This window comes from Bartonella sp. ML70XJBT.G (assembly GCF_028618575.1).
In the GTDB taxonomy this organism is placed as follows: domain Bacteria; phylum Pseudomonadota; class Alphaproteobacteria; order Rhizobiales; family Rhizobiaceae; genus Bartonella.
In genome coordinates this window covers 23,956-34,054 of the sequence record NZ_JAQITA010000019.1, presented here as the reverse complement: position 1 = coordinate 34,054, position 10,099 = coordinate 23,956, and the positions used below count along the sequence as shown (strand labels likewise).

General features: G+C 44.2%; 8 protein-coding genes and 1 pseudogene. 3 read left to right on the top strand and 6 right to left on the bottom strand.

The features are described 5' to 3' along the window. A partial coding sequence (locus PVV64_RS08615; RefSeq protein WP_273760629.1) for a hypothetical protein occupies nt 1-316 on the bottom strand: 316 nt, incomplete at its 3' end. Between the two features lie 72 nt (nt 317-388). Between PVV64_RS08615 and PVV64_RS08610 the strand changes: the two are divergent. Beyond that, nucleotides 389-1,702, top strand: a pseudogene (locus tag PVV64_RS08610) (bifunctional DNA primase/helicase); the annotation flags it as partial. On the opposite strand, the gene PVV64_RS08605 reads toward PVV64_RS08610, so the two are convergent. After that, entirely contained in the window at nt 1,627-2,379 is a 753-nt protein-coding gene (locus tag PVV64_RS08605) for a hypothetical protein (RefSeq protein ID WP_273760376.1), read from the bottom strand. The pseudogene PVV64_RS08610 and the gene PVV64_RS08605 overlap by 76 nt on opposite strands. A 125-nt stretch (nt 2,380-2,504) precedes the next feature. Next, on the bottom strand, nt 2,505-3,509 hold the full coding sequence (locus PVV64_RS08600; protein WP_273760628.1) for a hypothetical protein: 1,005 nt from the start codon (nt 3,507-3,509) through the stop codon (nt 2,505-2,507). Nucleotides 3,510-3,818: 309 nt separating this feature from the next. Between PVV64_RS08600 and PVV64_RS08595 the strand changes: the two genes are divergently transcribed. Then, nucleotides 3,819-4,412 (top strand): hypothetical protein, encoded by a 594-nt coding sequence (locus PVV64_RS08595; protein ID WP_273760627.1) that lies wholly within the window; start codon nt 3,819-3,821, stop codon nt 4,410-4,412. Here the strand turns inward: PVV64_RS08595 and PVV64_RS08590 are convergent. Together PVV64_RS08590 and PVV64_RS08585 are read right to left on the bottom strand one after the other, a co-directional pair. Further along, a complete protein-coding gene (locus tag PVV64_RS08590; protein WP_273760626.1) occupies nt 4,406-4,708 on the bottom strand; it encodes a hypothetical protein in 303 nt (100 codons plus the stop codon). The genes PVV64_RS08595 and PVV64_RS08590 overlap by 7 nt on opposite strands. Before the next feature lie 598 nt (nt 4,709-5,306). Beyond that, a complete protein-coding gene (locus tag PVV64_RS08585) occupies nt 5,307-5,504 on the bottom strand; it encodes a hypothetical protein (RefSeq protein WP_273760625.1) in 198 nt (65 codons plus the stop codon). 1,572 nt (nt 5,505-7,076) lie between these two features. On the opposite strand from PVV64_RS08585, the gene PVV64_RS08580 reads away from it, so the two are divergent. Then, entirely contained in the window at nt 7,077-7,400 is a 324-nt protein-coding gene (locus PVV64_RS08580; protein WP_273721878.1) for a hypothetical protein, read from the top strand. A 1,898-nt stretch (nt 7,401-9,298) separates the two neighbouring features. Here PVV64_RS08580 and PVV64_RS08575 read toward each other — a convergent pair. Continuing rightward, nucleotides 9,299-9,637 carry a hypothetical protein gene (locus tag PVV64_RS08575; protein WP_273760624.1) on the bottom strand — a complete coding sequence of 113 codons (339 nt, stop codon included), beginning with the start codon at nt 9,635-9,637 and terminating at the stop codon, nt 9,299-9,301. Nucleotides 9,638-10,099 lie beyond the last annotated feature (462 nt).

Here is a 10,099-nt window from a genome sequence, read left to right as displayed (position 1 = left end):
ACCGGTACTGGAAGGCACAACCATCTCCATCACGAGCCTCAATAACTCCACAGACATGCAGGAGAGCCACATCCCCACGAACAACACCTCTCGTACCAACCACACTCTCAAGACGGAAATCCATCGCCAAAGCCTTACCTCTTCCACCACGGGCGACACCGTTTCCACAAACCACACGCTCTACAAAGGCAGCCAAAATCCTAATCCACCAGCAGACACGCAAAGCTTTCACCATTCGCCCATAAGCCTCAGCACCTCTACAAATGTACAGGAAGACACACACCACACCACCACAAGCTCTTCGCTCACAAAGCACACCTCCACCACTAGGGCTGCCACCTGCGCCCCAGACAATGCCCTCACCTCTGACTCCTTGTCGCTAAACCAAGCTTTTTCTTCCAGCCATGGGAGCGCCAATCAGACCACCACCAATAGAATTCTTGTTATCACGGAAGGAGAAATTGATGCACTCTCACTTGCCGCCTATGGATATCCCGCGGTCTCGGTACCGTTTGGAGGAGGCAGTGGAGGCAAACAAAACTGGATTGAAAATGAATTTGACCATTTAGAATCCTTTGAAACCATTTTTTTAGCCACCGATATGGATAAACCTGGCGAAGAAGCAGCCCATGAGATTGCCAGCAGGCTTGGTCGTCACCGCTGCTACCGTGTACGCTTACCACGCAAAGATGCCAATGACTGTCTCACCGCAGGGATTGATGCCGCCACCATAAGAGCAGCCTTTGCCGCAGCAAAAAGCTTTGCGCCAGAAGGTTTACGGCACGCCTCAGACTATAAAGAGCAAGTCATAGGACTGTTTTGGCCAGAACCCGAACAACATATTGGTTATACGCTTCCCTATCCCAAACTGAATGGCAAATTGCATTTTCGCCCCGCAGAATTAACGCTCTGGAGTGGAGCCAGTGGAGCAGGAAAAAGCCAATTGTTATCAGACTGCATTCCCCATTGGATTTCGCAAAACAGCCGTCTTTGCTTAGCCTCTCTAGAAATGAAAGGCGCACAATCTCTACGCCGTTTAACCAAACAAACCGGCGGCTTAGAACAACCCACAAGAGAAATGATTGAACGGGTTCTCCAATTTTTGGATGATGGGCTTATTCTTTATGAACATGTGGGCAAATCGAACGTCGACACCCTGCTCAATGTCTTTGACTATTGCCGCGCGCGTTATGGCTGCGATCAATTTATCATCGACAGTCTCATGCGGCTTGGCATTGCCTCAGATGACTATGCCGGTCAAGAACAAGCGGTTTATAAAATGGTTGATTGGGCTGTTTTAAACAATGTGCACATTCATCTTGTTGCCCATGCCCGCAAAGGAGGGCTCGATAAAGATATCCCAGGCACAGAAGATATTAAAGGCGCCTCAGAGATTGGTGCCAATGCTTTTAACATCATCACCATTTGGCGCAATAGATCCTTAGAAGACAAAATTTTTGCAGCCTCTCTCACACAAGAAAAAGCAGATTTAGAAAAACGCCCAAGCGTTATTATGAATATTGCCAAACAACGTTCCGGTGATTTTGAAGGCAAAATAGGTCTTTGGTTTGACAAAAAAACCTATCGCTATCGCTGTTCTTGTGAACACCACGCAACGCCACGGCGTTATCTGGAGCGTCCCATCAAGCCCACTCTCTTAAAAAACGCCTCCCCCACCACAAGAGCACATCTTGCTCCCTGATAAAGAAAAGGAGAGAAAAATCCATTGATACCAATCAATACAAACACATTCGAGAACCAAAGCCAACTCCACCCCAAGTGCTCGACTCCTGCAGCAACAAACATCAAGGCACATCCCCAAATGCAACCAACCAGCAGACAATTCAAAACACGCAACGACCTCTGCAAGACTGCATCATCACCCTCCCGCATCAGCAAAGCCACGAGCAATTTCAACAGGAGAGCAAATACCAACCCTTTCAAGAATATCCCCCTCATGATACCAATATGCATAACTCCTTCAAAAGCAATCAGAAGGATAACGCCGGAAAAGCAACAAAATGCCAATGCCTGCACAACCAGCCCCCACGCGGCAGGCAGACTCTTTACGCCCCCATGCAGCAAACCAAGGACAATGCCAAACAAGCAGGAAAATACTGCCCCCTTGCACAACAACTGTGCGCTCACAGCTCCACAACCCACACCAGCACAAACAAAACCCAAGTAGGCGGCAAGAATGCCATAAATCATCACCCACCGCCAAAACATCAAACCCATCACCCCACGGCACGCAGCCACCCTATAAAGAAAAGCCAAGGAAACAACCCAAAAGCATAAGAGCAGTAAAAACGGCAAAAACCACGAACTCTGTAGCATCAAGCCCCCCACAGCAATATTATCCAAGAGAATGTTCACCATGCAGCAAACTTCCCATCTCTTCAAGCAGAAAATCCCCGTGCTATCAACGCAGACAGCTGCTCCCTCTCAAAGCGAAAAGCACTCTCTCAGCCACAGATAACACGGACAATGGAGCAAAACACCCCCTAGCGCCAGAATGCCTCGCCCACCACAAGAGCACACCTTGCTCCCTCATAAAGAAAAAGGGAAAGAAATCCACAAATGGAGTAAAATACCCAATCCTTTGAAAACCACAGCCACGCGAGCCCCTTACTCTTCGCTCCCACAACAGCACAACCCAACAAGACTCCAACAATGTTGCAAAACACCAAGTGTTTCAAGATAGATACACCATCCCCCCTCCACATACCCAGCTTCCATATCAGCCAAGCCAAAGGCATATCCAACACAATAAGAAGCGATATTAGCTTCAAAGATCCCCCCCACATAAACTCCCTACTTTTCACTCCCACAAGAGCAAAGTACAAAATGACTCCAGTAATGCAAAGAAAGGCTATTCCCTTCAAAAGCACCCCCCACGCACCCCCCATATCCCTCGCGATCCCAGTAATAAACACCACGTTTGTTCCACAACAGCAAAACGACAGCACAAACTCCGCAAGCCACGACAAGCTCTGCACGAACCCCTTACCTTTCTCCCGTATCAGCAAAACTAAAAGCAATTTCAACAGGAGAGCAAACACCAACCCGGTCCAGAATATTGCATTTAAGAGAGCAATATTTCTGGCTCCCACAAAAGCAAGCAGAAGGAAAACACCCACCATGCAGCAAAACACCACTGCTTTCACGAATCTCCCCCAGAGAGCAGGCATACTCTTCACACCCGCATACAGCAAACCAAGGACAATGCCAAACAAGCAGGAAAATGCTACCCCCTTCCACAACAACTCTGCGCTCATACCCTCTCTCTTCACACCAGCGAAAAGAAAACCGAAGAAGGCAACAAGAATGCCATACGATATCATCCACCACCAAAACATCCACCCTGTCACTTTACGCCGCGCAGCCATCCTATAAAGAAAAGCCAAGGAAACAACCCAAAAGCATAAGAGCAGTAAAAACGGCAAAAACCACGAACTCTGTAGCATCAAGCCCCCCACAGCAATATTATCCAAGAGAATGTTCACCATGCAGCAAACTTCCCATCTCTTCAAGCAGAAAATCCCCGCGGAACACGCACACTGCTCCTGCACAACCCTGCACACCCTGCACACCCCACACATCCCACACATCCCACACAAACCTGCGGATACCCCCCCTTCTGATAAACCCCCTTCTGATAAACCCCCTTCTGATAAACCTATGACAGCACCAAAGCCACCCCCTTAGCAAATTCTCTCAGGCAAAAGAGCGGAAACGGATCCCTCGACAAGCATACAGCAGCACAATTCCACTGCTTTACACAAAAGAAGCAAATGAATCATTTTTGAGGAGATGACATGAACCATAGAGATAAGAGAAAAAACCACACACCAACTTTTGCTCCCGCCCCTCATGGTGAAGAACACCCGCACATTGGTCACTTAAAAACAAAAGAAATCGTGGTTGAAATGAACAATCCTTATTTTCAACCCAATCATCGAGAAAGCTTCTGCAATCCGCGCACCATCAAAGCCATTGCCAATGCAAAAAGCCATCCCATTGCCCTTTTATATGCGAAAGGACATCTGAGCAAAGCACAATATCAAGCAGCAGAACGCTTTTATGTTTATTGGCGCCAAAGTCAGGGCGACCACCATATGAGCCTTGACTACACACGTGAAAAGGTTGCCTGTAGCCAAGGTTATACACACCCCATTGAACGTCAAATAGAAGCTTCCAATCACTTAAAAACCGTCAAAATCCAGCTTGGTATTCTTGGCTACTCACTTATCGAACGCGTTGTAGGTTATGGTCAAGCAATCAAAGAGTTAAGCGCGTCTAAACGCAAACAAAACTCCCTTGCCGACCATTTGCGAGATTGTCTAGACTTGCTAGCATTTCATTGGGGATATGCAACTCGCACATATTCTGACACCTTCCCCTTTCAATAAGAAGAGCAAAACACCATCTCCCCAACAGGCGATGCACTTCCCACCACAACGCCATCCTTGACACCAGCAATAGAACTCAACATCTTGCCCCACCAATAGACACACAAAGCCTCACCATTCACCAGCTCCCCACATCCGTACAGAAGCCCCCCCACAAGCACAACACCTTGTGTAACGAACCGCACTCCCAAGACGGAAAGCCATCTCCAAAATCTTACCTCTTCCACCACGGGCAACACGGTTCCACAAACCACGCGCCCCACACAGAGTGTTTTGCCCTTCTTATTAGCAGCCAAAATCCTAACCCACAGGCAGACACGCAAAGCTCTTACCTTTCACCCATAAACCTTAGCCCCTACACCCGTATAGGAAGGCAACACCCCCTTTCTCACCGATCATACTCCAAACGGGCACAGCCACACCATCCCCCCATCACACGAGCCCTCTCCTCCCTATGCACAGTCAACCCATATAGCCTCCTCCCACACCCCACGTTCCTCAAACGCACAGGAAAAGCCGTATGACGATACCCAAAGGGCAACATATTTTGACCAATTGGCAAGCAGACATCGGTGCAATAATTTTAGAAGATTTGAGAGAACAGCAAGTCTGATGACAAGAAAAGAAATTTCGCAGCTATCAACATGCCAAAAACGACAAAAAGCACGCTCTACCGACATCCACTAGTACCCACGAGCAGCCATAACTTCTACCACAAACTCCTAGCGGCAGCTTCCAGCAACTCTCTCACCGGCAGCTCCCAACACGAGCCTCACTTCACCGTAAATCCCACCACCAACACCCCTTGTTCTTGTCACTCAAACCACATTTTATCAAGCAAACCAAGGGAAAAGCCACATGCCAATGCACTCCACGCAGAGTTTTAGCCGCTCCCTATCCACACCAAATACAAGCCCAGCAACCACCAACACACACCAATGGCACTACAACAACTGATTGCACAAAAGCACGCTCTACCGGCAGCCACCAGTACCCATAAGCAGCTATATCCCCCCAGCCACTCCTCCACAAACAGCGCGCAACAATCCTCCCTTCACCACAACAACTCCCCAACAACAACTCCTTTGTCACCCAAACCCATCATCAAGCAAAGCGAAAACAATACCACTCTACGCAGAGTTTTAAGCCGCTCCCTATCCACCCCAAATACAAGCCCAGCAACTCTCCCCAACACGCACCAATGGCACCACAGCAACCGATTGCGCAAACGCTCTCTACCGGCAGTCCCCTTACAAAAAATCATTTTACTGGAAATATTCCGCATTGAGGTGCCTGCATTGTTATAAAACCTATATTGTTATAAAAATTGACAGTCTTATAAGATCTTTATTCAATTCTTTGATTTTGTGTAGATTCTCATCGATCAAAGACGTGGTATTCTTGCCATTTTACTTCTGCATCAGCACATTCAAAGTTCTTCTTCTCGTAAGTTCTCTTTTGGACAAAGAATAAAAAATCATCCCAAGAGCATGTTGCCTATAATATTGTAACCCCCTACAACACTTTAAAAAATTGTATAGAGAGGTATAGAAACCACGTTGTGGATAAGTGGCTATCTTTTAAAATAACGTATTGCATAATCTTGGAAGAAAAGAACAGTTAATGAGCTCTTTCTCTGCTGTATAATATTGCATTATGTTTATTTTCTACCATAGGAGTAATTTTGAGGCCGAGAGCCATTTGTGCTGATAAAACAAAACCAAAAAGAGACCAAACAGCAGCACAAAAATATCTCCCTAACAGATCCTCATAACTATAGATTTTTGCGTTTCTTTTACACCGAGAATGCCCAGCTGACCTTATGATCCCATTATTTCAAAGAGGAAAGATGCAAAATCAACGGCTTTCAAAAACAGAATAATCCATTAATATCATAATATAAGGTCAAAAATCATAAATTTTCTTGACTATCTTATGAACTCCCGAATATATCTACCCCTCATCGGGGTGCACTCGACCCTCAAAGAGTGCACCCCGCCCCTCATAGGGTACATCACAACCCTCAAAAGATGTACCCAAATCTCATCGGGGTGCACTCAACCCTCATAGAATGCACCCCACCCTTAAGGGTGCACCCAACCCTCATAGAGTACACCCTTGCCCTTAAGGGTGCATCCAACCCTCATAGAATGCACCCTACCCTTAAGGGTACACCCAACCATAATAGAGTGCACCCTTGCCCTTAAGGGTGCATCCAACCCTCATAGAATGCACCCCAGTTCTACAGGGGGCACCCCGACCGTTAAAGGATGCACCCTGCCTTAAGGATGCACCCAACCCTCATAAAGTGCACCCCAATTCTACAAGGGGGCAGCCCAACCCTCAAAGGCTGCACCCCGCCCCTCATAGGATGTGTCTAGCTTTCATGGGTTTTCCCTCTTTCCCATAATGCAAAACAAAAATTTGCCAACAGCTATTTTTGTCACTCCATCATATGAATGTATGGCCTGGAACCTTCAAACCCTCATTATAAAACAGAGTTCGAAAGAATTGATTGAAGCAATTAAGGGTAAATTTTGTCAATTTCGAGGCAAAATTCATTCTTTTTTATGAACATTGCATTTTTACTATAATCGTTTAAAATGAATCTATGTATAATACATTTTGATATTTATATATCATAAATAAATATAGGAGAAAACTATGAATATCAGATATTTTTTCATAGCAAGTGCAGTAACCAGTGGTTTAGCTCTCGCAATTCAACAGTCTGATTGTATAGTCAATAAGAAACCCTCTCCTATTGTCGCTCCTTATAATGTTGAGAAAACGAATTTACAGTTTTTTGAACCAATAAGTGGTACATCGGATACATTGAATATACTCTTAAAAGAAAGTAAAACTATAGCAAAATACAGAGCTATAGAAGAAATCTATCATCAAGGTAAAAATTTATTACATGCATTAATTGGCTTTATACGCTCAATTATAATGTATCGTGTGCAAATGTTTTTTCTAGAGAGCTAGATAAATGTATAGAGAACGGTGATATAAATTAAATAAAAACAAATTATTATATAATATAAATTCTCATATGAAAAAGGCTCCATTTTTATTGGAGCCTTTTTTACTCTTTAATTTTTATCGAGAATGATTCTGCTTGATAAGAATGATATTATTCTACTGTGAGGATATTTTTATACTTTAGTTAACCCCTCCCTTTCCATTCAGGGTGATCATTTTTGTCTTTTCACCAATCTGTCATAAGATTAATATTCTTGACAGCATTCTGATGGCTCACGAGATTGAATGATTCGCTTCACAGCTGTGATAAAGATGGAGCAAGAGCTTGAAAGAGATTGATGGGCGAGTCACAAAAGGATATGAGAGCCTCTTTCTAATCTCGCGTTTTTGCTAAGCTTTGCTCTTTTACCCTGAAAGGGATAGAAAAGAAGAGAGGAGAGAGAGACGACATGGATGCCTTTGTTTGGATGTATTTTATTGCTCTCAAAGCGAATATTTTACACCACTGATGATTCGTTTTTTCGATGATGGCAGCAGATAAGGCATCATTTTCCAATCAACCTGCTGTTTTAGAGGGATACGAACCCAACTGCCAATCACACCAACCAAACGACAGAGAAGAGTAACGACAATAAAATCGAGAGAAGATTATTGATACTCAACAAACAGCTTTCTAAGCTTAAAGAAACTTGTACAGGATGAAAATTTTGACCCCTTCCTTACAAATCAAGACCGCGTTTTTCCCTCCAAGCATTTTTGCCATATCAGATCATAATCTCATCTCTTATGGAAAAAAATGCTTGTTCGAGCGCAAAAGACCGTGGTCTGTTATCAAGCTGGCAATTGTGTTGCTCCATTTGCTCCTCCTCTTTTTCATAAGAGCGCTTGATATTTCAAGCACTTTGCAGATTCTAAATCCAAATGTTCGGCACACTCCCAGCTTACCTTCTCGATTACTAACCCTCCATTGCTAGAATAATCTTATTGTCCTCTCACCGAGTGCGGAATTTCACCAGCTTCTCCATTTTACGACATATCAAGAATTTTCTAAAGAAAGCAGCCTTTATGCTTAAAATCTCTGCCTCTCTTGCCAGTTCTCTTACTCTGCCCCTAAACACACATGCTTTTTCACACACCCCAGCACCTAACAGCGACATACAGGGTGAGAAAAACCTCTATGCTTTAAGAGTTTTCCCTTTGTCCCTATGACACACGCCTATTCTTTTATTGCTGAGCTTCATTGTCCAACCTTGTAGGAGGCAACCGCTTGAGGAAAGAATGGTAGGACGCTACCCTTGCTGTCGTAAACAACACAGCAAGAAGTATCCCCACAGAGAAAAAAGACGTACATCCGAATAAAATCTGACAAGGAAGCGTTTTAAAACATCAAGAATCCGCCAGAAAGAGTTCTTTTATACTTTAAGATCTCACCACCCTTACTCCACACCCCAAACACACATGCTTCTTCACACGCACCACCTCAAACATATGACATCACGTGCACACAGATAAAACAAACCGTTGTATTTTTGAAATCTCTACCTCTTTAACCAGCTCCCTTACTCCACACGCCAAGCGCCCAAGCTTGTTCAGGCACACCACTCCAGCACCTCACATCACGTGCACACAAAAGCATAAGGTCGTTTTAAAACATCAAAAAACACAAAACACACCTCTATGCTTTAAGAGTTTCTCCTTTGTTTCCCATAACAGAGCACTCTGCTTAACTCTTTTATCGTTGAGCTTCATTGTACAACCTTGTAGGAGGCAACCGCTTGAGGAAAGAATGGTAGGATGCCACCCTTGCTGTCGTAAACAACACAGCAAGAGGTATCGCTAATCGAGCTGTGTAGTAGAATATGAACATTGCAATTGTCTTAAGCGTGTTTTCTGCGCTCTCTTTATGAATTATTTTCGTGTTGCTTCGTTAATTCTGCCAATTTTTGGATATTTTGTTTCAACAGATGCCCCAATATGACATAGAGTATTAAAATAACCGGTATAAAAGCAAAAACACATACCGTTATGACTTCCAACCAGACAAAGACAGAAAAAAGGCTGTAATCCTCCCACTCGATGAATTCCCACTCGAGCAAGATTGGTATAAAGAGAATTTCTTTACACAACACAAAGATGACACAAATACAGAAGATGATTTTATAATCTCTCCACGAAAGAAAGACCTCTTCAAAAGGAAAAGACCGCAAATCTTTATCAAGTTCCCAATTTTTTCCCTTCATTTGCTTCTCCCTGTTTTCATGAGAGCTCAGACTTGCAATACCCCGCACAACTCCAGCACTCATGCTTTTTCACAAGCTCATCCAAATAATGCACGACTTGCACACAGATGAAAAAACGCATAAAGATCGTTTCAAAATATCAAAAAACACCAAGAAAACAAATCATTATATTTTTGAGATCTCTACTTCTCTGACGAGCTCTTTTGATCCCCCCAAGCACCCATGCTTTTTCACACGCCCCACCCCAGCGCCTAACCGCGATTATACAGGATGAGAAAAACCTCTATGCTTTGAGAGATTCCCCTTTGTTTCCCATAACACAGCACTCTGCTTACTCTTTTATCGCTGAACTTCATTATCCAACCTTGTAGGAAGAAATCGCTTGAGGAAAGAATAATCAGACGCCACAACTTCTGTCGTAAACAACACAGCAAGAAGTATCCCTAACAGACAAAACAGACA